The organism is Microbacterium sp. A20 (genome assembly GCF_004794515.1).
Classification (GTDB): domain Bacteria; phylum Actinomycetota; class Actinomycetes; order Actinomycetales; family Microbacteriaceae; genus Microbacterium.
Genome location: NZ_SSDF01000090.1, coordinates 64,858 through 87,875 on the forward strand (window position 1 = coordinate 64,858; position 23,018 = coordinate 87,875).

A 23,018-nucleotide genomic window follows, 5' to 3' on the forward strand; every position below is an offset into this window, starting at 1 on the left:
CGCTCACCAGGCGGTCAGCACCACGTCGTCCGCGGTGAACGACACGTCGCCGCGCACGGCCCACGTGTCGGTCCGATAGGTGGTCTCGCGCTTCGCGCCGTCTTGACCGGTTCCGGCGACGGTCGCGACGAGCACCCCATCTTCTGCGCTGAACCCGGTAGCCGACAACGTCATGGTCGGCAGCTCCTCCACGCGGTATCGGATGTCGGTGACCGCGCGGAACTCCGTGCCCCAGGGGATGCGGATGCCGCAACCGTCGGGCGGGGCCGCGGCGCCCGGTTCCGTACAGGTCGCGAGGTGCTCGTCGAGCTGCTTCTGAGCCGCGCCCGTCGCCTCGGCGCGGACGGACACGTCGACATCGACGGCTGTCTCGTGGCCGGGGAGCACGGTCACCGACTTCTCGCCGTTGAGCAACGCCACCGGCGCGGCGGTGACGGTGTAGGTCGCCGGCAGCAGCGCCGTCGCCTCGCCGGCGGGCAGGATCTGCTCCCCGACGGCGACGAATGTGCCGACCGATGGAGTGGCGCTCACGCTGCCCCGCCCGGAATCGTCCACGACCCATCGTCCGTCGATGGGGGAGAGCGTCACCTCTGCCGTGTGCTCTTCATCGGCCAGGCGGAAGGAGATCTCGGCCACCGCCGTCGCTCCCCCGATCGGGGCGCTGTCATCGCCCGTGACGGAGGTCACCTCCGCATCCTCGACGAGTGCCGTCGCGCCGGAGAACGCCTCCAGGGTCTCCGGTGAGACCACGGCGCCGGTCTTCTCCACCGCTGCCGGGTCACCGGATTCGAGCGCGCGCAGGTACGCGACAGCGGCCTCCTGCGCAGTGGCAGGACGACTCGTCGCCTGCAAGATCCACACACCGGTGACGACGGCCGCAACGACTCCCGCAACGCTGCCGATCAGCCACCAACGGCGCCGACTCATGGGGCGCTCTCTCTGGCGTGCACGTGGCGATGCACACTGCCACCCGCCCCGGTCAGCGCGCCGTGCAGCGCCGAGGTGGCATCGCCCCAACCCGAGATCGAGACCCGTTCCAGGCCCTGCCAGGCGGCTGCCAGGGCCAGTTCCGCGGCGACGGGCTCGGCATCGCCGGGCCGAGCCTGCGGCTCCCACCACGCGGACTGCACCTGCAGAGTGGAGCTGGCGCGGTCGGCCTTGAGATCGACGCGCGCCACGATGCGGTCGCCGACGAGCACGGGTAGCGAGTAGTAGCCGAACCGACGCTTCTCGGCCGGCACGTAGATCTCGATGCGGTAGTCGAGATCGAAGATGCGGAGCGCCCTGTCGCGGAACCACACCACCGGATCGAACGGCGTCAGAACGGCCGCGGTGTCGACCTTGCGCGGCAACACGGCGTCGCGATGCCGCCACGCGGGCAGCGGACGGCCGCCGCGCTCCCACCCGCGCACCTGGACAGGGAGCAGTTCGCCGGCGTCGACGAGCTCGCTGATCGAGCGTGCGACTGTGGCGCGGTCGCGGATCCGGTAGTAGTCGGCGAGGTCGGACTGCGTCGCGACACCGCTCGAGCGGGCCGCACGTCGCGTCAATTCCAGGATCGCCTCGTCGCGGGAGATCTCCCGCGATCGGATCCCGTCGGGGATCACCTGCTCGGCCAGCGCGTATGTGCGCTCGAAGCCCCTGCGGCCGCTGACGGCGACATCCCCTGTGCGCCAGAGGTGTTCGAGTGCGAGCTTGGCCTCGTCCCAGTCCCACCAGGTGCCGCGCTCTCGAGGCGCGTCGTCACGCAGGTCGGCGGGACGCAGCGGCCCCCTGGCGCGCAGCTCGTCCTGCACCCACTGCACCGTGCGCGCGTTGTTGCTCATCCACGAATCTTCACCCGCCCACTTCCGCCGGAAGTCGTCCATGCGGAATCGCCACAGCGGCCAGTCCGCGACCGGGATGAACGTCGCCTCGTGGGCGAGGTACTCGACGTAGTGGGTGGTGCGGGAGAGGAAGACCCTGTCGAGGAGCGCCGGGTCGTACGAGCCCAGACGTGAGAACAGGGGCAGGTAGTGCGAGCGTGCGAACACGTTCACCGAGTCGATCTGAAGCACGCCCAGGCGGTCCATCACCCGGTGCACGTGGCGCGCGGCGACGGAGGCGGGCCTCGCGCGGGTGAACCCCTGCGCTGCGAGGGCGATTCGCCGGGCCTGCGTCGAACTGAGGGTCTCGGTCACGTCGCCAGCGTATCGCCGGACGCCGACATCGCTCCCGCTCGGCGATGGATGCGTCGAACGGCATACCGCTTGACCGTAGACTTGGGCGATGAGCGAGGACCAGCGCCCCCGGCTGCGAGATCTCTTCCGTCCGCGCCCGGTCTCCACAGACCGCACCGTGACGACCGATGCCGATGAGGCGGTGCCCTTGCCGCTGAGGATCACAGCGAGCTATTCGTGGCGGCTGCTGATCATCGCGGCCGCGATCGGCGTCTTCATCTGGCTGGTGATGCTGCTGAAGCTCCTGGTCATCCCGCTGATGGTCGGCATCCTCATCACGGCGCTCCTGTGGCCGGCCTTCTCGTTCATGCTGCGACACGGACTCCCCCGCTGGCTGGCGATCGCCATCTCGCTCATCGGAACGGCCGCCATCGTGACCGGGCTGATGTGGCTGGTCGTCTGGCAGGTTCGTGCCCAGCTGCCCGACGTGCAGGCTCGCTCGACCGAGGCGTTCGACCAGTTCCAGGTCTGGCTGCATGAAGGCCCCCTGAACCTCTCCGACACCCAGATCGCCGACTACCTGCAGCAGGGCCTCGACTTCCTCAATGAGCAGACGCAGGCCCTCTGGACGGGTGCGCTGGCCATCGGAACGACGGTGGGACACGTCGCCACCGGCGCGCTGCTGTCGCTGTTCATCCTCATCTGCCTGCTCGCCGACGGCGCAGGCATCTGGCGGTGGACCGTCAAGATCTTCCCGCGCAAGGCCCGCCCGGCGGTCGACGGGGCCGCGCGAAACGGCTGGGCGACGATCGTGAATTACGCCCGCACGCAGTTGTTCGTGGCCACCATCGACGCGATCGGCATCGGCCTCGGGGCCTTCCTGCTGCAGGTGCCGCTCGCGCTTCCGGTCGCCGTCCTGGTGTTCCTCGGCTCCTTCATCCCGATCGTGGGTGCGGTCGCGACCGGCGCTGTCGCCGTGTTCCTCGCCCTCGTCTACAACGGACCGTGGATCGCGCTGTGGATGCTCGTGGTCGTGCTGGCGGTGCAGCAGATCGAGGGGCACATCCTGCAGCCGATCATGATGGGCTCTGCGGTGAAGGTCCACCCGCTCGCCGTCGTCCTCGTCGTGGCGGGCGGCGCGATGATCGCCGGCATCCCCGGGGCGCTCTTCGCCGTTCCGTTGGCCGCTTTCGTCAACGTCGCGGCCGTGACCATCAGCTCCGGCTCCTGGCGCACCGGCGTCGGGCCCAGCGGAGACCTTATCTGGAGCACAGTACCGCGCGAGCGGAGACGGAGGAATCGATGAGCGAAGTCCCCAGCCTGACCGAGTTCGAGCTAGCGGCTCAGAGTCTGGCTGAGGTGATCTCGCACACGCCGACGCTGCCGTCGCGAGCCCTCTCCGACATCCACGGAGGCACCGTCCTGCTGAAGATGGAGAATCTTCAGCGCACCGGCTCGTTCAAGATCCGCGGTGCCGCGTATCGCCTGTCGCGGCTGAGCGCCGAGGAGCGCTCGCGGGGCGTCGTCGCCGCATCCGCGGGCAACCACGCCCAGGGCGTCGCACTCGCGGCTCAGGCGCTCGGCATCCCCGCGACGATCTTCATGCCGCTGGGGGTTCCGGTTCCCAAGCTCCTCGCCACCCGCGGGTACGGCGCAGAGGTCGTGCTGGAGGGCGAGACCGTGGCCACCTCGCTGCGGCTCGCAGCGGAGTTCTCCGAGCGCACCGGTGCCGTGCTGATCCACCCGTTCGACCACCGGGACATCGTGATCGGGCAGGGGACCCTCGGGCTCGAACTGCTCGATGATGCGCCGGACGTCGACACCGTGGTCCTCGGCATCGGCGGTGGAGGGCTGATCGCCGGAGTCGCCGCCGCGGTGAAGGCGCGTGCCGCCGAGCTCGGGCGCACCGTGCGCGTCATCGGCGTCCAGGCCGAGAACGCCGCCGCTGTGCCCCCGTCTCTCGCTGCGGGGGAGCCCGTCGACATCGTCACGCGACCGACCATCGCCGACGGCATCCTGGTCGCCCGTCCCGGCGCCATCCCGTTCGACATCATCAAGGACCTCGTCGATGAGGTCGTCACCGTGTCCGACGACGATCTCGCGCGGGCGATCCTGATCCTGCTGGAGCAGGCGAAGGTCGTGGTGGAGCCTGCCGGCGCGGCGGGCGTCGCGGCGATCCTGGCGGGCAAGGTCTCCGGCACCGGCACGACCATGGCGGTGCTCTCGGGCGGCAACATCGATCCGCTGCTGCTGCAGCGCGTGGTCTCGCACGGGCTCGCGGCCTCCGGGCGATACCTCACCATCCGCGTCCCGTTGCCCGACCGCCCCGGCCAGCTGGCCCGGGTGTCCGAGCTCATCGCCGAGGCAGGGGCCAACGTCATCGAGGCGATGCACACCCGTCACGGTCACGGTCTTCAGATCAGCGAGGTCATCCTCGAGCTCAGCGTCGAGACGCGAGGGCCCGAGCACTCGGAGCACACGCTCGACACGTTGCGCCGCGCAGGCTTCGAGCCCATCCTCGTCGCGGACTGACCGTCGAAACCACGCAGAAGCGCCCCGCCTCCGAGAGGATGCGGGGCGCTTCTCCGTGAGGTGTCAGCCCGAGTAGGTCTCGACATTCACGATCTCGACGCTGATGGAACGCCCGTTCGGCGCTTCGTATGCCGACTTCTCGCCGACCTTGAGTCCGAGGATCGCCTGACCGAGCGGGCTGGCCTCGCTGTAGACGTCGAGGTCGCTGCCGACGGCGATCTCGCGGCTGCCGAGGAGGAAGACCTCTTCGCCCCCGGCGACGAGCGCAGTGACGACGGTGCCCGGCTCGACGATCCCGCGGCTGGCGGGAGCCTCTCCGACCTTGGCGGTCTTCAGCAGAGCTTCGAGAGTGCGGATGCGGGCCTCCTGCTTGCCCTGTTCATCCTTCGCGGCGTGATAGCCGCCGTTCTCCTTGAGGTCGCCCTCTTCGCGGGCCGCCTCGATGCGCTTGGCGATCTCATCGCGACCGACGGTGGACAGGTGCTCCAGCTCGGCGACGAGCCGGTCATATGCTTCCTGCGTGAGGAAGGGAACCTGAGCATCGGTGGACATGACGAAGCTCCTTCTTTCGGGATCCCTCCGGCGTGCTGCGGGGGATATGCCAAGACGCCCCGGCACGGTGCCGGGGCGTCGTCTGTCTGGCACGAGTCTAGGCGACCCAGCAGGTGTTCACCAAACCTGTGGTCGCCTCCGCCACGGTGGGAATGGTGACCGATCGGGTCTGCGAGTGGCTGTCTCCGGCGGGGATCTCGACGATCTTCCAGCCGACCACGCCGAACTCCTCATCGAGTGCTTCGAGCGCGCACACGACCTCTCGACCCTGTACGCCGGTCACCTGGAAGCTCACTTCCACCGAGTGCTCGTCGACCAGCGTGAAGCCCAGATCGTCGGCGTCCACGGAGGCCATCGACTGCGCGACCGTCATCCAGCTGAAGGTGCCGACGACGAGCAGCGCGAGGCCGCCGCCGACGATCCACGGCCATCGACGTCGTCGCGTTCGGCCGTAGCGTTCGTCGAGCTGTTGTGCGGTCGTCACAGGTGGGTCTTCCCGGTCGTTAGGCTGGTGATACCAGGTTATGCGACCTGCGTACGAAAGGCCGATTCATGCTCGCTCTGACCGAGACCCCGATGCCGACACCGTCGATGACGGTGGATCCGGAGGCTGTCTCTCCCGGGTTCGTCGGCTTCGCCGTGATCGTGGTGATCGTGCTCGCCGTGATCCTGCTGATCTGGGACATGAATCGGCGCATCCGCCGCGTCCGATACCGCGATGAGGTGCGCGAGGAACTCGACGCCGAGGAAGCCGCCCGTGCCGCCGCCGACGGCGCGTCGGGGTCGCCGGTGTCGCCGGAGGCCGAGGGCTCGAGTCGTCCGGACGCCGGCGACGAACCGCCCACTCGCTGAGCGCATCGCGGCCTCTCTCGTGGGCACTCGCCGGTGAGGTCGCGGTAGGCCCCGACTACGGCGCGCCGAGCGACGGCGACAGCGGCGCGAGGGCGATGAGCAGGCACGCGGTCCAGTGGCACAGGAACGCGAGCACGGTGCACACATGGAAGATCTCGTGGAAGCCGAAATGGCCCGGCCACGGGTTCGGCTTCTTCAGTGCGTAGACCACCGCGCCTCCGGTGTACAGAAGCCCGCCGACGATCACGAGCACCATCATCGCGACGTTGGCAGCGAGAAGATCGCCCATGTACATGACGGCCGCCCAACCGAGCAGCAGATACAGGGCGACGTAGAGCCAGCGCGGTGCGTTGATCCAGAAGACGCGGAAGAGGATTCCGATCACGGTTCCGCCCCAGACGAGGCAGAGCAGCAGCAAGCCCTTCGCCGGCGGCAGCGCGAGAACCGCCAGCGGCGTGTAGGTGCCGGCGATCAGCAGCAGGATGTTCGCGTGATCGATCCGCTTCAGGAGCACCTTCACCTTCGGCTTCCAGTCGAACCGGTGGTAGAGCGCGGAGTTGCCGAACAGCAGCATCGAGGTGAGCATGAACACGGCGGATGCCCATTTCGCTGCGGCGCCGTCGGCCAGGAGGATCAGGACCGTTCCGGCGACCACCGCCACCGGGAAGGTGCCCGCGTGGATCCACCCTCGCCAGCTGGGCCGGATCTCCACCGCGGCATCGACCTCGCCGGCGGCATGCAGCGGGAGCTCGGGGACGTCGGGACCGGAGTGTTCGGGAGTGCTCACGTGCTCACTCTAAGCCGCCGCGCATACCTCGACGAGCACATGATCCTCAGCATCCGCACACGGTGGCGAAAGTCTCGACACGGTAGCGTAGGGAGGTGATATCACGCGAGAATCCGGTGAGAGGGCCGCTGTATCGGCTCTACACCAGTCGACTGCGTCGCCACCTCGATCCCGCCTCCGTCCCGCATCACGTGGCGATGATGATCGACGGCAACAGGCGATGGGCGCGCCAGCTCGGGTTCGACAGCGCAGCCGAGGGCCACCGGGCCGGCGCTGCGAAGATGCACGAGTTCCTCGGTTGGTGCGACGAGCTGGGCGTGCGGGTGGTGTCGCTTTATCTGCTCTCCAGCGACAATCTGCGAAAGCGGGACTCCGCAGAGCTCGCCGACCTCATCGAGATCATCGCCGAACTGGCGGAGGCGTTGTCGCAGGAGGGCAACTGGCGGGTCAAGCACGTCGGGCGCTCCGACATCCTCCCGCCCGAGCTCGCCAGAGTGCTCGCCGATGCCGAGGAGCGCACCAAGGACCACAGCGGCCTGCATGTGAATCTCGCCGTCGGGTACGGCGGCCGCAACGAGATCGTCGACGCCGTTCGCAGCATCATCACCAAGCACGAGGCCTCGGGCGGAACCCTGGAGGACCTCGCCGCCCACCTCACGCCCGAGATGATCGGCGAGCACCTGTACACCGGGGGACAGCCGGATCCGGATCTCGTCATCCGCACGAGTGGCGAGCAGCGACTCAGCGACTTCCTGCTCTGGCAGAGCGCACACAGCGAGTTCTACTTCGTCGAGGCGCTCGGACCCGACCTGCGACAGGTCGACTTCCTCCGCGCGATCCGCGACTACACGGATCGCGAACGTCGGTTCGGCCGCTGACCAGGGGCGGCGCGCGGGGCACCGTGCCACAATGACGCAGTGAGCACTTTCCAGGACTACGTCGACACCTTCGGCAATGAGTCCGGCTACCTGAACTGGGCGGCTTTCGGCCCGTTGTCTCCGTCGGTACGCGAAGAGATCTTCGCCGATGCCGACCTCCTGGGGAGCGGACGCCCGTCCTCCCTGTCCCTGGTCGCCGAGCGCGTCAGACAGGCCCAGGAGCTCGTCGCGGAGCTGCTCGGGGGCGACGCGGACGACGTCACGCTGCAGCCCTCGTCGACGCACGGACTCATGCACGCTCTGTACGGCATCTCCGGGTCGGTGATCGCGAGCACGGCGGAGTTCCCCAGCGTCAGCTTGACGCTCGACCGGGCTGCGACGGCATCGGACCGCGCGGTCACGCCGCGGTGGATCACCCCCGACGACGGGCGGGTGACCCCGGACGCGGTCGCCGAGGCGCTCGACGACGAGGTCGTCGCACTGGCGGTGAGTCACGTCGACTTCCGCACCGGGTACCGTGCCGACCTCGCCGCACTGCGTGAGGTCATCGGCCCCGACCGCCTGCTCGTCGTCGACGCGGTGCAGTCGTTCGGCGTGATCGACACCGACTACACGGCTGCCGACGTCGTGGTCGGGCACGGCTACAAATGGCTGCGCGCGGGACGAGGCAGCGCGTTCGCCTGGTTCGCACCGCGTGCACGAGAGCGGATCGTCCCCGTGCTCTCCGGGATCACCGGAACCACGGCGACCGACCTGGTCGTCGATGAGCTGCCCCCACCGGCCGCATCCGCCAGGGCCTTCACGGTCAGCCAGCCGGACACCCTCGCTGCGGGACGGCTCGCGATCGGCGTGCGCGATGTCCGCGACGCCGGCGTCGCACACATCGAGGAGCAACTCGCCGAGCGCGTCGACACCGTGATCGAGATCGCTGATCGCCACGGCATCGACGTGACCTCGCCACGCGAGCGCTCCCAGCGTGCCGGCATCGTCGCGCTGGCGCCGGAAGAACCCGCACGCCTCGCGGCGGCGCTGGCGAACGCGGGAATCGTCGTGACGGCACGCGGATCCTCGGTGCGCATCGCCCCGCACGCGGGCACGGACGCGGCGACCCTCGAACGACTGGATGAGACGCTGCACGCATTCGGCAACGAGACGTTCATCAGCGTGTAACGAATCCTGGCGTGTCGAATTCGGGTTAATCCACTCAGCGGTCGTACGTTCTAGGCATCGGGCAAGGCGCCCGCTCGAGTCGGCCTCAGGTTCGCGGCTCGTGACCCCCTGGTCGACTCGTTCGAATAGCCGGGATTCCCCGGGTCGGGAGTGGGTCGTGACCACACGTACAGCGCAGCAGGCCAGCAGCACCGCGCAGCAGTCCACCCGTAAGACGTCGAGCCGGGCATCGTCCGCCGATCCGGATCAGGATCTGCGCACGTATGTGCTCGACACCTCCGTTCTGCTGAGCGATCCGCAGGCGTTCTTCCGGTTCGCCGAGCACTCGGTCGTCGTCCCGGTCGTCGTGATCACGGAGCTGGAGGGAAAGCGCCACGACCCCGAGATCGGCTACTTCGCACGACAGGCGCTGCGGCACCTCGACGATCTGCGCATCGAGCACGGACGCCTGGACTTCCCGGTCGAGGTCGGGGAAGGTGGCACGCTCCGTGTCGAACTCGCGAACACCGACTCCTCGGTGCTCCCGGCGGGAATCCGGCTCAGCGACAACGACACCCGCATCCTGTCGGTCGCGATGCACCTCGCACAGGACGGCCAGGACGTCACGATCGTCTCGAAGGACCTGCCGATGCGCGTGAAGGCCGCATCGCTGGGACTCCGCGCCGAGGAGTACCTCGCTGAACAGGCGGTGGACTCCGGATGGACCGGCATCTCGACCCTCGACCTCTCCGGCGACGACATCAGCGACCTCTACGAGAGCGAAGTCGGCATCAGCGAGCAGGCCCGAGGGCTCCCGGTCAATACGGGGCTGATCATCCACTCCGAGCGCGGTTCCGCTCTCGGGAGGGTCACGGGTGACGGCGAGTACCGCCTGGTTCGCGGCGACCGCGACATCTTCGGGATGCACGGACGCTCGGCCGAGCAGCGGATCGCGATCGACCTGCTGCTCGACCCGGAGGTCGGTATCGTCTCGCTCGGCGGTCGCGCGGGAACCGGCAAGTCGGCGCTCGCCCTGTGCGCGGGGCTCGAGGCCGTACTGGAGCGCCAGCAGCAGAAGAAGATCATCGTGTTCCGGCCGCTGTTCGCGGTCGGCGGCCAGGAGCTCGGCTACCTCCCCGGCGACCAGGGCGAGAAGATGGGCCCCTGGGGTCAAGCGGTGTTCGACACGCTCGGCTCGGTCGTCTCCGGCAACGTCATCGAAGAGGTCGTCGAGCGCGGCCTGCTCGAAGTCCTTCCGCTCACGCACATCCGCGGACGCTCTCTGCACGATGCCTTCGTGATCGTCGACGAGGCGCAATCGCTCGAGCGGAACGTGCTGCTCACGGTGCTGAGCCGCATGGGGCAGAACTCGCGCGTCATCCTCACGCACGACGTCGGTCAGCGGGACAACCTCCGCGTCGGCCGGCACGACGGGATCGCCAGTGTGATCGAGACCCTGAAGGGGCACGACCTGTTCGGTCACGTCACCCTGACGCGCTCCGAGCGCTCGGCCATCGCGGCCCTCGTCACCGAGCTCCTGGAGGGCGGAGAGCTCAGCTGACGGCGGAAACACCGGATGCCGCGAGGAACGAGTCCCCGCGGCATCCGGTCGTCGGTCGGCCCGTGTGGGTCAGCCCGGGTGGGTCATCGACAGCAGATCGAGCTTCTCGTCCAGCTGCTCCAGCGTGAGGTCACCGCGCTCGACGTAGCCGAGGTCGATGACGGCGTCGCGTACGGTGATGCCCTTGGCGACCGAGTGCTTGGCGATCTTCGCCGCCGCCTCGTAGCCGATGAGCTTGTTCAGCGGCGTCACGATCGAGGGGCTCATGCCCGCGAAGGCCGCCGCCCGGTCGACGTTGGCCTGGAGGCCATCGATCGTCTTGTCGGCGAGCACGCGCGAGGCGTTCGACAGCAGTCGGATCGACTCGAGCACGGCAGTGCCCATCACCGGGATGGCGACGTTCAGTTCGAAGGAACCGGATGCCCCGGCCCAGGCGACCGTCGCGTCGTTGCCGATCACGCGCGCGCACACCATCAGCACGGCCTCGGGGACGACCGGGTTGACCTTGCCGGGCATGATCGAGGAGCCGGGCTGGAGGTCGGGGATGTGCAGCTCGCCGAGGCCCGTGTTGGGGCCGGAGCCCATCCACCGCAGATCGTTGTTGATCTTGGTGAGCGAGACCGCGATCGTGCGCAGTGCGCCGGACGCCTCGACCAGGCCGTCGCGGTTGGCCTGTGCCTCGAAGTGATCCTTCGCCTCGGTGATGGGCAGCTCGGTCTCGGCCGCGAGGAGCGCGATGACCTTCTGCGGGAAGCCGAGGGGCGTGTTGATTCCGGTGCCGACGGCGGTGCCGCCCAGCGGAACCTCGGCGACGCGGGGGAGGGCCGACTGCACGCGCTCGATGCCCAGGCGCACCTGACGGGCGTAGCCGCCGAACTCCTGGCCGAGGGTCACGGGCGTGGCATCCATGAGGTGCGTGCGGCCGGACTTGACCGCGTCCTTCCACAGCTCGGCCTTCGCCTCGAGGGCGACGGCGAGGTGGTCGAGCGCCGGGATGAGGGTGTCGATGAGGGCCTGCGTCACGGCGATGTGCACCGACGTCGGGAACACGTCGTTCGACGACTGCGACGCGTTCACGTGGTCGTTGGGGTGAACGGTCGAGCCGAGGATGCCGGTCGCGAGCGTCGCGAGCACCTCGTTCATGTTCATGTTCGACGAGGTGCCGGAGCCGGTCTGGTAGGTGTCGACCGGGAACTCGCCGTCGTGCGCACCCGAGGCAACCTGGTCGGCGGCCTGGGCGATCGCGTCGGCGATGGCGCCGTCGAGGGTGCCGAGCTCCTTGTTGGCGAGTGCTGCCGCCTTCTTGATCCGCGCGAGGGCGGCGATCTGCGTCGACTCCAGCCCCTTGCCCGAGATCGGGAAGTTCTCCACGGCGCGCTGCGTCTGCGCTCCGTAGAGCGCGTTCACGGGCACCCGCACCTCACCCATGGTGTCGTGCTCGATCCGGTAGCCCTGCGCATTTTCGCCGCTGCGCTGGTCGGTGTCGGTCATTCAGAACCCTCCTTGGTTTCGGGGTCGATCCCCTTGGTGACGTCCTCGGTGTCGATTCCGACCGTGATGACGGGCACCGCCACGCCCTCGGCCAGACGGTAGTTGGCGCCGACGATGCCGAGACGGCCCTCGGCGACGGCGTTGCTGATGATCTCGGACGACTGCAGCAGGTCGCGCACCGTGTTGCGCAGGTGCTCGATGCCGACCAGCTCGGAGTCGATGTCGGCGACCGTGCCGCCGCCGTTCTCTGCCAGCACCTTCCGGGCGGCGGGGACGATCGGGGCGATCAGCTTCCAGATGTGCGGCGGCAGAGGAGCGGCGTCGATCGCTGTGCCGTCGATCGCCGCGCGGACCGCGCCGCAGGAGTCGTGGGCGAGGACCACGATCAGAGGAACCTCGAGCACCGCCACCGCATACTCGAGGCTCGCGACGATCGACTCGCCCATCACCTGACCGGCGTTGCGGACGACGAACAGGTCACCGAGCCCGAGGTCGAAGATGATCTCCGCGGCGAGGCGCGAGTCCGAGCAGCCGAACAGCGTCGCGACGGGATGCTGCGCCGCGGCCAGGTCCTTGCGTCGGGCCACGTCCTGGTTCGGATGCAGTGGCTCGTCGGCGACGAAACGGCGGTTCCCCTCCTGCATCTGCTGCCAGGCTGCGGAGGGGGACAGGGGGTGCGTCATGAGGCCTCCGAGATGTCGCGGATCTGCGGGATGAGGGATTCGGCGAGCTCCGCGGTGGAGTCCGCCGAGCGTGCGCCGTAGAGCAGGATGTAGTCGTCGCCCGCCTGAGTGCCGATGGCGTAGGTGACGTTCGCGTTCGACTCGGCGCTGGCGGGCTTGTAGACGTCCCACTCGAGTCCGCCGATGCGCACCGTGTCCGTGGGAGCGATGCCGTTCAGGCGCTGCGGAGCCCAGGACGCGTCGGCGTCGAAGGCCTGCGCGACCTTGACGAACCCGCGTTCGGTGTCGGATTTCGGGGCGAGTGTCACTTCCCAGACCACCGTGGCGCCGCCCTGCATCTCTGCGTCGTTCGCGCGCCAGAAGGTGCCGAGCTCGGGGATCAGGACGGGGCGTTCCATCGAGGACTCCACGCCTTCGGCCACGGCCGCGACGTCGAGCGGCTTGCGCTCCACCGGCTCGCCCCGCGGCACGGCGAAGATGATGACGGCGACGACGGCCACCGTGACCAGCAGGGCTGCGATGAGATTGCGGAAGGTCTGACTGGATCGATAGGCCTTGCTGGAGGCCGCCTTGCGGGCGGCGGTCTCTTCGGGCGTCTCCGGGCGACCGAGCTCGGCGATGATCGGAGGCTGCTTGCTCATGCGTCTCCGCCAGGCGTCTCGTCGGATGCGGCGGCACGTGCGGCGTCCAGTCGGCGCTTCGCACCGAGCAGCCACTCCTCGCAGCGGGCGGCCAGCGCCTCGCCACGCTCCCAGAGGGCGAGCGAGTGCTCGAGCGTCGGAGAGCCCTGCTCGAGCTCGGCGACGACCTTCACCAGCTCGTCACGGGCTGCCTCGAACGACAGCGTTTCCACGGGGATGTCGTTCAGCGCGCTCACTCCTCCATCCTACGTCGTGCGTCGCGCCGGCCCGGCTCAGTCGCTCTCAGGGATCTCGCCCTCCGAGCGGGCAGCCACCGAACCGCGATCGACCGTGATCGTGAGGCTGCTGCCGGCCGGGGCATCCGCCGCATCGCGAAGGATCACTCCGCCGTCGAGGTGCGCGATCGCGTAACCGCGAGCCAGGGTCGCCGCGGGGGATAGCGCTCGCAGGGAGGCACGCAGCTCGCTGGTGCGACGGCCTGCGGTGTCGAGCTGTCGAGTGAGGCTGTCGCGGCCACGCGACAGCAGGAGCCACAGCTCCTGGGCGCGCGCGTCGATGATCGGGGCGGGGGAGCGCAGGACCGGGCGGGAGCGGAGCTGGTCGAGCTGGGCGATGTCGTGCGAGAGCCGTTGGGTGAGGCGTGTCGTCGCGCGTGAGCGCAACTGAGCGATGAGCGCCCGCTGCTCCCCGACATCCGGCACGACGCGCTTCGCTGCATCGGTAGGGGTGGAGGCCCGGAGGTCGGCGACGTCGTCGAGCAGGGGATGATCGTTCTCGTGTCCGATCGCGCTGACGACGGGGGTGGACGCCGCGGCCACCGCGCGCACCAGACGCTCGTCGCTGAAGCCGAGGAGCGTCTGCGGGTCGCCGCCGCCGCGGGCGATGATGATGACGTCGACTTCGGGGTCGGCATCCAGCCTCGCGAGAGCGGCCAGGGTGTCCGGCACGCAGCGATCTCCCTGCACGGCGGCGTACTCGGTGCGGAAGCGGACCTGCGGCCAGCGCAGCTCGGCGTTGCGGTGCACGTCCTTCTCGGCGTCGGAGCGCTCGCCGGTGATCAGACCGATCACGTGCGGGAGGAACGGCAGGCGCTTCTTGCGGGCCGGATCGAACAGCCCCTCCTGCCGTAGCTGCACCCGGAGCTTCTCGAGGCGTTCGAGCTGATCGCCCAGCCCCACGTGCTTCATCGCGGAGACGGCGAAGCTGAAATCGCCGGCCTTGACGAAGTAGTCGGCCTTGACCGCGACGACCACGTGATCGCCGATGCCGATGTCGGAGGGGATGCGGCCGCGCACGCTCGACCACACGCGGATCGAGATCTGCGCGTCCGAGCGGGTGTCCTTCAGGCGCGCGAAGACGTTGCCGGCACGCACGTTCCACGAGGTGATCTCGCCCTCGACCCACACGGTGTTCCAGCGGGCGATGAAGTCGCGGATCGTCGCGTTGAGCCGCGTGACCGAGGTCGGGGCATCGGCTGTGGAATCGCGAGGGGCGACCGAATCGGCGGGCGGCGTTTCGCCCTGGCCCGTCGTCGCTTCGAAGACTGTCATCCGCTCCCGTTCCTGCCCCTGCGCTCTCCGGCCTCGCACAGCCGCGCGGCGGTAGAATCCAAGGGTGACTTCGACTGCCGTGCATCTCCCCGTCCCCCGTCTCCCGCGTGTGCGTGCGGCGGCCGGACGGCTTCAGGATAACCCGGTGGCCGGACACAAGCGGGTGCTGCTCGCCGCGCCGCGCGGATACTGCGCCGGCGTCGACCGTGCCGTCGTCGCCGTCGAGAAGGCGCTCGAACGCTACGGCGCCCCGGTCTATGTGCGCAAGCAGATCGTGCACAACATCCATGTCGTGACCGAGCTCGAGGAGAAGGGCGCGATCTTCGTCGAAGAGGTCGACGAGGTTCCCGAGGGCGCACACGTCGTCTTCAGCGCGCACGGCGTCTCGCCCGCGGTCGTGAACGCCGCATCCGATCGCGGACTGCATGCGATCGACGCGACCTGCCCGCTCGTCACCAAGGTGCACCGCGAGGCCGTGCGATTCGCCCGAGACGACTTCGAGATCCTGCTCATCGGTCACGAAGGCCATGAAGAGGTCGAAGGCACTGCGGGCGAGGCCCCGGAGCACGTCACGGTCGTGAACTCGCCGGAAGAGGCCGACACCGTCGTCGTCAAAGACCCGAACAAGGTGGTCTGGCTCTCGCAGACGACGCTCTCGGTCGACGAGACGATGGAGACGGTGAACCGCTTGCGCACGCGCTTCCCCGAACTGCACAATCCGCCGTCCGACGACATCTGCTACGCCACGCAGAACCGTCAGGTCGCGATCAAGAAGGTCGCGGCCGGGGCCGACCTCGTGATCGTCGTGGGCTCCTCCAACTCCTCGAACAGCGTGCGTCTGGTCGAGGTCGCACTCGAGTACGGGGCGAAGGCGGCGTACCGCGTCGACTATGCCGAGGAGATCCAGCAGGAGTGGCTTGACGGCGTCGAGACCGTCGGCGTGACCAGTGGGGCCTCCGTGCCGGAGGTGCTGGTGCGCGAGGTGCTCGAGGCGATCGGCGATGCCGGGTATCGCGATGTCGAAGAGGTCAAGACTGCGGAGGAAGACCTGATGTTCTCCCTGCCCAAGGAGCTTCGACACGATGCCTCCGGTCAGCGCGACGATCGGGCGCTCGGCGGTCGTGCCACTGGAGGAGGCGCGTAGCCTTGAGCGCCGCGGACGCGGAGCCGACCCTCATCGGGTCGGTGCAGCGTGCTCTGCGGCTGGTCGACATCGTCGCCAATTCTCCTCGTCCGCTTCCGGCGAAGATGCTGGCGGCGATCACCGGATTGACTCCGGGCACGACCTATAACCTCGTCCGCACCCTCGTCCATGAGGGGTATCTGAGTTCCGAACCCGACGGGCTGGTGCTCGGCTCGCGATTTCCCTCCTTCCAGCAGCAGATCGACTCGCGCGGGGTCTTCCTCGCCCGGGTTCGGGCCTCGCTCCGGGATGTGACGGAGGACCTGGGTGCGACCGCATACCTCTCCCGCTTCGCAGACGGAGAGATGCATCTGGTCGATATCGTCGACGCGGTCCGCAACCCCCGTGTCGAACTCTGGGTGGGGTTGCAGTCGAGCGCCCACGCGACCGCACTGGGGAAGCAGATCCTCGCGGATCTGCCCGATGACGACCGGCTGGACTACCTCTCCCGGCATCGCCTGGAGGAGCTCACGCCGCGCACGATCAGCGATCGTCGCACACTCCTGACGCAGCTGGAGCAGTCGCCGGGATGGGCCGTGGACCACGAGGAGTACGTGATCGGCGCGACCTGCGTCGCGGTACCCGTCATCGCCCCCGGCGTCACCGCGTCGCTGGCGATCTCGCTGCCGGCTGACCGGGCCGTCGTGGACAACGAGCTCGTCGCGACGCTGCAGCGAGCGGCGAGGCGGCTCTCGCTGCAACTCGGCGCCGACACCCTCGACAGTGGCTCGGAAGGCGCGGAGTTCACTATCTGAAGTCTGACCCCTGGTGCTCGGGCACACGTTTTCCTATGATCGGGGGAGTAGCGGCATGCAACAGCGCTACAGATCACCACAGGCGTCCCCAGCGCCGGTGATCAAAACTGGATGAGAAGCGTCCCCAGCGCTTCACATCCGCGGCCCCGCGAAGTCCCCACTTCTCCGGGGTCGCTATCGTTTTCGCGGTCTCTCGCTGTGAGGCGCGCAGAGCCGGGGCGGTTAGCATGGCGGGATGACCGATCAGCGCCCGCAGTACGGCGAACTCGCCACCCCCGAGGAGCAACGGCGAGCCGCCGGCCTGCCGCCCCTCGACGAGGTCGTCGTCGCGTCGCCGATGCCGGCAACCCCGGGGCCGGCGGCGCCCGGTCCGAGCGCGAGCGCTCCCGCCGCCCGTCCGCACCCGGTCGACCGCTTCGTGACCATCGGGTTGCTGGCCTACGGCCTGGTGAACATCATCATCACCGGTCTCTCGTATCTCGACCTGCCGACCGTGGTGAACGAGACGATGAAGATCCTGGGCATCGAGGGGGAGTTCACCAACTTCGCCCAGGGGCGCACCTGGGGAGTGATCGCCGCCATCACCCTCGCCGTCGGATGGTCGATCACGGCCGCGCTGTCGATCCGGCGGCTGCGGCGTCGACGGATCACCTGGTGGGTGCCGATCGTGGGTGCGCTGGCGACCATGATCGTCGTGACCATCTACATCTCGGTGCCTATGATGAACGACCCGGCATTCGTGGCCTATATGTCGACCGTCGGGCAGTAGCAGCCGAATCGCACGGCTACTGTCGGAGGATGTCCCAGAACAGCTTCGGCGTCCATCTCTCCTACGCTTCGGTCGATCGCGCTGACGGGACCGACCCGCGGCCCTCGGCCCGCGAAATCCTCTCTCTGCTGCGCGTTCCCGCCGGCGTGCGCGATGCGACAACCGAGTGGGATGGCCGTGAGGAGGCCGTGCTCGCCATCCCGGTGACGGACGATGGCCACGTGCTGACGCTCAGCGAAGAGGACACGATCGAATCGACCCTGTCGGCGAGCGAGCTCAAAGCGGCCTTCGAGGAGAAGGGCCTCACGCTCTGGCTCGACGTGGACGTGGATGCGGACGAGGAGGGGGACGACGCGTTCGGCTTCGGTTCGGTGGAGGAATTGGTCGACGAGCTCATCGACGATTCCGTCGAGGCGGGCGCCGACGATTCGGAGGATGCCGTGAGCGATTCCGCGCTGTTCGCGGCTCCGGCGGTGCAGGTCTCGGCGTTCTCCCACCGCGGACCCGCGATAGCCCGCATCCTGGCCGCCGTCCACGCGACCGCGGTCGACCACCGCGAGTCCGGTGACTGGTCGCTCCAGCGGTTCGAGGCCTCAGAGCCGAGCGGTGCCTGGGTGAGCTCGAAGGGCGAGTTGCCCGTGATCGAGCTGAACCGCGCCGACGCCGCCGTGTGGTTCGAGGTGGCCGTGGGCAGCGGAGGCCCGATCCCCTTCTGGACCGAGGCGGAACGCGACACCCGGCCGGTCCTCGATATCGATGCCATCCGCGTTCCGGAGACGGCGGAGATCTACCGGCGGCTCCTCACCGAGGGCGACGGAAGCCGCGATGAGCTCCTCGAGATCGCCGCAGCCGTGGACCTCGACGTCGATGCGGCACACCGCGCGCTGATCCCCGAGGCGCTGGGGGGTGTGGTCGGAGCGGAGGATCGCCAGCGCGTCTTCCTCGCTGCCTTCGGAATCTCGTCCGACCTGATCGACGCCGCATTCGGAAGCGCGACCGCGGGGACGGATCGACGGTTCCTCCCCGTGGGATGGTGGCCCACGCTCAGGGAGACGGCGATCGCCGGACTCGGGGAACTCGCGCCGCTCACCCGCCGGGAACGGCCGCTCGCGCGGCTCGGTGATGCTCTCCGCCGCCGCCCCGCCGCGGGTCTCCTGCTCTCGCTCGGGGAACTCGGGGCCGGCCTGTGGGCCGCATCTCGATCGCGGGGAGCGGGCAGGGCACTCGGAGTGCTTCTCGTCGTCGATGCCGTGGTCGACGGGGCGATCTGGGTCACCCGCATTCGCCGCAGTCGCGGCGAATGACGGCGCCGCGCCCGGGCGCCGCGGCCGAAAATGAGGGATGCCCCAGCCGATCGGCTGGGGCATCCCTCGACGAAGTTCCGACGGATCAGCTCTTCGACTGGCCGTAGGAGCCGAGCTGACGGGTCGACTCGACCACGCGGGCGGCCATCGCCGACTCGGCGATCTTGCCCCAGGCGCGCGGGTCGTACTGCTTCTTGTTGCCGACCTCGCCGTCGACCTTCAGCACGCCGTCGTAGTTCTTGAACATGTAGTCGGCGATCGCACGCGTGTAGGCGTACTGCGTGTCGGTGTCGATGTTCATCTTGATGACACCGTTCGCGACCGCGAGGGCGATCTCCTCGTCGGTCGAGCCGGAGCCGCCGTGGAAGACCAGGTCGAGCGGCTTGGCGCCCGTGTTGTACTTCGCGGCGACCTCGGCCTGGATCTCGCCGAGGAGCTCCGGGCGCAGCTTGACGCCACCGGGCTTGTAGACGCCGTGCACGTTGCCGAACGTGAGGGCGGCGATGTAGCGACCCTGCTCTCCGAGACCCAGCGCCTGCACGGCCTGGTCGACGTCGGCGAAGGTCGTGTAGAGAGCCTCGTTCGAGCCTTCGTGCTGCACGCCGTCCTCTTCGCCGCCGACGACGCCGATCTCGACCTCGAGGATGGCGTTGATGTTCTTCATGCGGGGGAGCAGGTCCTTCGCGATCTCGATGTTCTCCGCGAGGGGAACGGCCGAGCCGTCCCACATGTGGGACTGGAAGATCGGGTTGCGACCGGCCTTGACCTCTTCCTCGGAAGCGGCGATCAGCGGCTCGACGAAGCCGGCGAGGGCGTCCTTCGGGCAGTGGTCCGTGTGCAGCGCGACGGTGATGGGGTAGTTCTTGGCGACTTCGGTGGCGAAGCGTGCGAAGGCGAGTGCGCCCGTGGCGCGTGCCTTCACCGTGTGGCCGGCGAAGTAGTCGGCTCCACCCGTGGTGACCTGGATGATGCCGTCGGAGCCGGCCTCGGTCAGTCCCTGGAGGACGGAGTTGATCGTCTGCGAGCTCGAGACGTTGAATGCGGGGTACGCGAAGCCGCCGGCCTTCGCGCGGTCGAGCATTTCGGCGTACTGATCCGGGGTGGCGACGGGCATGAGAACTCCTGCGATAGGTGAAGCCGGGACAGGTGCCACTCTATCGGGGCGGTCGGAGTGGTACTGCAGGTGGGGGTTCCGCCTGCATCGCGTCTTGTGCACAGGCGTTAAGAATCGCGATTCCTTCGTCGGATGGAGAGCGAAAATCGTGCTGTTCGCTCACGTCGATAGCTAGGCTGACCGCATGGTGAGTCTGACAGCGGATCTGAGCCCTCTTCGTCCCGACCGTAACCTTGCGATGGAGCTGGTGCGAGCGACGGAGGCTGCGGCCATCCGTGCGGTCCCCTTCATCGGGCGCGGCGCGAAGGAGGCGGCGGACGGGGCCGCCGTCGACGCGATGCGCGCATTCCTCGGGACGGTCGATTTCCAGGGCCGCGTCGTGATCGGTGAGGGCGAGAAGGACAACGCGCCGATGCTGTTCAACGGCGAGGTCGTCGGCACCGGGCGCGGACCGCTGTGCGACATCGCGGTCGACCCCATCGACGGAACGTCCCTCACCGCAGCGGGTCGGCAGAACGCGCTGTCCGTGATCGCCGTGTCCGACCGTGGTACGATGCTGGACGCGTCCACCGTCTTCTACATGGACAAGCTCGTCACGGGGCCGGCGGGCGTCGGCGTCGTCGACATCCGGCTCCCCATCGGCGAGAACATCCGCAAGCTCGCTGGAGCGCTCGACAAGCCTGTCGACGAGATCGTCGTGTCCGTGCTGAATCGGCCGCGCCACGAGCAGCTCATCCAGGAGATCCGCGACGCCGGCGCCGGCACCCGGCTGATGAGCGACGGCGACGTCGCGGGCGGGATCAACGCCGCTCGGCACGATGCCCGCACGGACATGTGCGTCGGCGTCGGCGGCAGCCCCGAGGGCATCGTCACGGCATGCGCCATCAAGGCGCTCGGCGGGCACATCCAGGGACGTCTGTGGCCGCGTGACGACGATGAGCGCCAGCGCGGCATCGACGCCGGGCTCGAGATGGACAGGGTCTACGAGGCCGACGACCTCGTGCAGGGCAACAACACGATCTTCGTGGCGACCGGCGTCACCGATGGCCAGCTCGTTGCGGGCGTGCGCCGCGAGCGGGGCTACGTGTACACGGAGAGCGTGGTGCTCCGAGGTGCCTCCGGGACCCTCCGTCGCATCGCCTCGGAGCACCTCGTCTCGAAGTGGCTCTGATCTCGGGGGCTTCTGACGGCTAGTTCCTGCGTCTCTGACCGTTTGTTCCTGCGTCGACGATGACGGCATCGTTATCGAGCCGGTATGGGCTCAGGGCGGGGTGCGCCACGCTTTCCGGAGCGCCGTGTCACAATTGTCACTGGGTTTGTCGCCGTGGACGGAGCCGTCAGGCATCGCAGGCACAGGAGGGCGAACGGATGACAACGCAGCACACGAGTGGCTCGAAGGCCGCCGCGACGAAGATCATCACGACGAACACCGGACGGATTCTCCGGGTGAGCGCCGACGCCGAGTCGGGCGTCGCAGCCACCCCGTCCGTGCCCACTCCGCCAGCGGCCATCGCCGATCCTGCTCGCCGCGCTGACGTGCTGTTCCGCGTCCGCCGCGACGAGGGCCATGAGGTCAGCGCCTGGTGGATGATCGGAGCGTTCCTCGCCACCAGCGGCCTGGTCATCCTGCTGCTCAGCGGCGTACCCGGCATCGCCTGAGGCGCTGCACGCCGCTTCGGCTCATCGCCACGCGGCTCGGCACGATGGTCGGCCGCCCGGCAGTGCGCGACGGTGGTGGCGCGACCGTGGCGGTGCCTAGATCTCGTCGAGGCGCGTCCGCACCTCGCCCACATCCGCACGCACCGATGCGGAGTCGATGCCGTCTGTGGCATCGTCGGCCTCGAACGGCGACTCACTCGCAGCGCCGTCGAGGGTGATCAGCTCAGGAGCGGTGAAACGTCGCCCCGTGGTCGCGGTCGCCGACGGAACGGACGCGAGAGCCGCGGCATCGACGCCGGGGAACTGCCGGGCCGTGACGAGTACGCGCGTTTCGAGCGATCCGGCGAAGCGGTTGTAGCTGTCGACCGTGCGCTCCAGGGCGCGGCGCAGATCGTCGGCATGCCCGGCGAGAGTACCGAGCCGGTCATAGAGCTGCGTGCCGAGGGCCAGCAGTGTGCGTGCCTCGGTCGACACCTCCTGCTGGGTCCATGTGAACGCCACGGTCTTCAGGACGGCCCAGAGGTTCACAGGAGACGCGAGCGCCACTCGACGGCTGAACGCGTAGTCGAGCAACGTGGGGTCTTCGTCGATCGCCGCGGCGAGGAGGGACTCACTCGGCAGGAAGCAGATCACGAACTCCGGACTCGCGTCGAGTCCTGCCCAGTACGCCTTCTTGGCCAGGGCATCGATGTGCGCGCGGACGGCTTTGACGTGCTTCTGCATGAGCGAGCGCCGCTGCGGTTCCTGGGCGTTTCCCGTCGACAGCGCCGAAGCCTCGAGATACGCGTCGAGGGGCACCTTGGCGTCGACCGCGATGGAGCTGCCGCCGGCGAGGCGGATGACCATGTCGGGCCGGCCCTGGCCGCGGTCGGACGAGATCGTCGCCTGCAGGTCGAAGTCGATATGACGCGTGAGCCCCGCCGCTTCCACCACGCGTCGCAGCTGCGTCTCGCCCCACACCCCGCGCGTGGCCGTCGAGCGCAGGGCGCCGGCCAGCGACTCCGTGGTCGCGCGGAGCGCTTCGTCGGATTCCTGAGCGCGTCGCAGCTGCTCCTCCAGCGTGCCGAACTGGGCGTGGCGCTCGCGTTCGATCGCCGTCACCTTCGTCTGCATCTGCTGCAGGCTCTCTCGGACGGGTGCGAGCGCCGTCAGTACCGCGTTCTGCTGCTGCACTCGCTGCGCCTCGGCCCGCTGCTCGTTCCGCGAGTGCTCGACGGCATCCCGGTAGAGGTCGTACTGGCGGTCGCGGTCGTCGCGCGCGGCGGCCAGCTCGGACTGAGCGCGCGCGAGGTCAGCAGCACCGCGCCCTGCGCGCAGGAACCAGCCGACAGCGACGCCCGCCGCGAGGGCGAGGAAGAGGAGAACCACAGCCAGAGCATCCATGTGTTCATGATGCGGC

At 68.8% G+C, this 23,018-nt stretch carries 24 protein-coding genes; 12 read left to right on the forward strand and 12 right to left on the reverse strand.

The annotated features are described in order from the left end of the window. Positions 1-3 precede the first annotated feature (3 nt). On the reverse strand, positions 4-927 hold the full coding sequence (locus DW298_RS16260; RefSeq protein WP_136043512.1) for a hypothetical protein: 924 nt from the start codon (positions 925-927) through the stop codon (positions 4-6). Further along, the gene (locus DW298_RS16265; protein ID WP_136043513.1) at positions 924-2,180 is read right to left on the reverse strand and encodes a crosslink repair DNA glycosylase YcaQ family protein; all 1,257 of its coding nucleotides are present in this window, start codon (positions 2,178-2,180) and stop codon (positions 924-926) included. Before DW298_RS16265 ends, DW298_RS16260 begins: the two co-directional genes overlap by 4 nt. A gap of 88 nt (positions 2,181-2,268) precedes the next feature. On the opposite strand from DW298_RS16265, the gene DW298_RS16270 reads away from it, so the two are divergent. After that, on the forward strand, positions 2,269-3,465 hold the full coding sequence (locus DW298_RS16270; protein WP_205820410.1) for an AI-2E family transporter: 1,197 nt from the start codon (positions 2,269-2,271) through the stop codon (positions 3,463-3,465). Further along, positions 3,462-4,691, forward strand: coding sequence for a threonine ammonia-lyase (gene ilvA / locus DW298_RS16275; protein WP_136043514.1), 1,230 nt, complete (start codon positions 3,462-3,464; stop codon positions 4,689-4,691). Before DW298_RS16270 ends, ilvA begins: the two co-directional genes overlap by 4 nt. Before the next feature lie 63 nt (positions 4,692-4,754). Here the strand turns inward: ilvA and greA are convergent, their stop codons facing one another. Then, positions 4,755-5,243 carry a transcription elongation factor GreA gene (greA, locus tag DW298_RS16280; protein WP_136043515.1) on the reverse strand — a complete coding sequence of 163 codons (489 nt, stop codon included), beginning with the start codon at positions 5,241-5,243 and terminating at the stop codon, positions 4,755-4,757. A gap of 97 nt (positions 5,244-5,340) precedes the next feature. Beyond that, positions 5,341-5,727 (reverse strand): DUF4307 domain-containing protein, encoded by a 387-nt coding sequence (locus tag DW298_RS16285; RefSeq protein ID WP_136043516.1) that lies wholly within the window; start codon positions 5,725-5,727, stop codon positions 5,341-5,343. A 68-nt stretch (positions 5,728-5,795) separates the two neighbouring features. Between DW298_RS16285 and DW298_RS16290 the strand changes: the two genes are divergently transcribed. After that, positions 5,796-6,095, forward strand: a complete 300-nt coding sequence (locus DW298_RS16290; RefSeq protein ID WP_136043517.1) for a hypothetical protein — start codon at positions 5,796-5,798, stop codon at positions 6,093-6,095. A 55-nt stretch (positions 6,096-6,150) separates the two neighbouring features. Here the strand turns inward: DW298_RS16290 and DW298_RS16295 are convergent, their stop codons facing one another. Beyond that, positions 6,151-6,882: a hemolysin III family protein gene (locus tag DW298_RS16295; RefSeq protein ID WP_136043518.1), complete on the reverse strand. Its 732-nt coding sequence runs from the start codon at positions 6,880-6,882 to the stop codon at positions 6,151-6,153. Between the two features lie 98 nt (positions 6,883-6,980). Here DW298_RS16295 and DW298_RS16300 point away from each other — a divergent pair, with 98 nt between their 5' ends. The 3 genes from DW298_RS16300 to DW298_RS16310 all read left to right on the forward strand — a co-directional run bounded on the left by DW298_RS16300 (position 6,981) and on the right by DW298_RS16310 (position 10,470). Continuing rightward, positions 6,981-7,760, forward strand: coding sequence for an isoprenyl transferase (locus tag DW298_RS16300; RefSeq protein WP_136043652.1), 780 nt, complete (start codon positions 6,981-6,983; stop codon positions 7,758-7,760). Between the two features lie 39 nt (positions 7,761-7,799). Continuing rightward, complete coding sequence (locus DW298_RS16305) at positions 7,800-8,930, forward strand: aminotransferase class V-fold PLP-dependent enzyme (protein ID WP_136043519.1); 1,131 nt, start codon at positions 7,800-7,802, stop codon at positions 8,928-8,930. A gap of 253 nt (positions 8,931-9,183) precedes the next feature. Next, a complete protein-coding gene (locus tag DW298_RS16310) occupies positions 9,184-10,470 on the forward strand; it encodes a PhoH family protein (RefSeq protein ID WP_240745177.1) in 1,287 nt (428 codons plus the stop codon). A gap of 69 nt (positions 10,471-10,539) precedes the next feature. Here the strand turns inward: DW298_RS16310 and DW298_RS16315 are convergent, their stop codons facing one another. The 5 genes from DW298_RS16315 to xseA are packed head-to-tail and all read right to left on the reverse strand — an operon-like array spanning position 10,540 to position 14,835. After that, positions 10,540-11,961 (reverse strand): class II fumarate hydratase, encoded by a 1,422-nt coding sequence (locus DW298_RS16315; protein ID WP_136043521.1) that lies wholly within the window; start codon positions 11,959-11,961, stop codon positions 10,540-10,542. Then, the gene (locus DW298_RS16320) at positions 11,958-12,644 is read right to left on the reverse strand and encodes a carbonic anhydrase (RefSeq protein WP_136043522.1); all 687 of its coding nucleotides are present in this window, start codon (positions 12,642-12,644) and stop codon (positions 11,958-11,960) included. The genes DW298_RS16315 and DW298_RS16320 overlap by 4 nt, the downstream gene beginning before the upstream one ends. Beyond that, positions 12,641-13,285 (reverse strand): DUF4245 family protein, encoded by a 645-nt coding sequence (locus DW298_RS16325; protein ID WP_136043523.1) that lies wholly within the window; start codon positions 13,283-13,285, stop codon positions 12,641-12,643. Before DW298_RS16325 ends, DW298_RS16320 begins: the two co-directional genes overlap by 4 nt. After that, complete coding sequence (locus DW298_RS16330) at positions 13,282-13,521, reverse strand: exodeoxyribonuclease VII small subunit (RefSeq protein WP_205820411.1); 240 nt, start codon at positions 13,519-13,521, stop codon at positions 13,282-13,284. Before DW298_RS16330 ends, DW298_RS16325 begins: the two co-directional genes overlap by 4 nt. Positions 13,522-13,557: 36 nt before the next feature. After that, positions 13,558-14,835: an exodeoxyribonuclease VII large subunit gene (xseA, locus tag DW298_RS16335; protein WP_136043524.1), complete on the reverse strand. Its 1,278-nt coding sequence runs from the start codon at positions 14,833-14,835 to the stop codon at positions 13,558-13,560. Between the two features lie 64 nt (positions 14,836-14,899). On the opposite strand from xseA, the gene DW298_RS16340 reads away from it, so the two are divergent. From DW298_RS16340 to DW298_RS16355, 4 genes are all read left to right on the forward strand, one after another. Then, the gene (locus tag DW298_RS16340) at positions 14,900-15,979 is read left to right on the forward strand and encodes a 4-hydroxy-3-methylbut-2-enyl diphosphate reductase (RefSeq protein WP_205820412.1); all 1,080 of its coding nucleotides are present in this window, start codon (positions 14,900-14,902) and stop codon (positions 15,977-15,979) included. Between the two features lie 2 nt (positions 15,980-15,981). Further along, positions 15,982-16,773 (forward strand): IclR family transcriptional regulator, encoded by a 792-nt coding sequence (locus DW298_RS16345; RefSeq protein WP_136043525.1) that lies wholly within the window; start codon positions 15,982-15,984, stop codon positions 16,771-16,773. Positions 16,774-17,008: 235 nt separating this feature from the next. Then, the gene (locus DW298_RS16350) at positions 17,009-17,542 is read left to right on the forward strand and encodes a DUF6264 family protein (RefSeq protein WP_136043526.1); all 534 of its coding nucleotides are present in this window, start codon (positions 17,009-17,011) and stop codon (positions 17,540-17,542) included. 29 nt (positions 17,543-17,571) lie between these two features. Continuing rightward, on the forward strand, positions 17,572-18,846 hold the full coding sequence (locus DW298_RS16355; protein ID WP_136043527.1) for a hypothetical protein: 1,275 nt from the start codon (positions 17,572-17,574) through the stop codon (positions 18,844-18,846). Positions 18,847-18,931: 85 nt separating this feature from the next. On the opposite strand, the gene fbaA is transcribed toward DW298_RS16355, so the two are convergent. Then, positions 18,932-19,960, reverse strand: a complete 1,029-nt coding sequence (gene fbaA / locus DW298_RS16360; RefSeq protein ID WP_136043528.1) for a class II fructose-bisphosphate aldolase — start codon at positions 19,958-19,960, stop codon at positions 18,932-18,934. Positions 19,961-20,144: 184 nt separating this feature from the next. Here fbaA and glpX point away from each other — a divergent pair, with 184 nt between their 5' ends. Together glpX and DW298_RS16370 are read left to right on the forward strand one after the other, a co-directional pair. Next, positions 20,145-21,131, forward strand: a complete 987-nt coding sequence (gene glpX / locus DW298_RS16365; protein ID WP_136043529.1) for a class II fructose-bisphosphatase — start codon at positions 20,145-20,147, stop codon at positions 21,129-21,131. A gap of 197 nt (positions 21,132-21,328) precedes the next feature. Continuing rightward, positions 21,329-21,619 carry a hypothetical protein gene (locus DW298_RS16370; RefSeq protein ID WP_136043530.1) on the forward strand — a complete coding sequence of 97 codons (291 nt, stop codon included), beginning with the start codon at positions 21,329-21,331 and terminating at the stop codon, positions 21,617-21,619. Between the two features lie 96 nt (positions 21,620-21,715). Here the strand turns inward: DW298_RS16370 and DW298_RS16375 are convergent, their stop codons facing one another. Continuing rightward, a complete protein-coding gene (locus DW298_RS16375; protein WP_136043531.1) occupies positions 21,716-23,002 on the reverse strand; it encodes a DNA recombination protein RmuC in 1,287 nt (428 codons plus the stop codon). Positions 23,003-23,018: the final 16 nt, after the last annotated feature.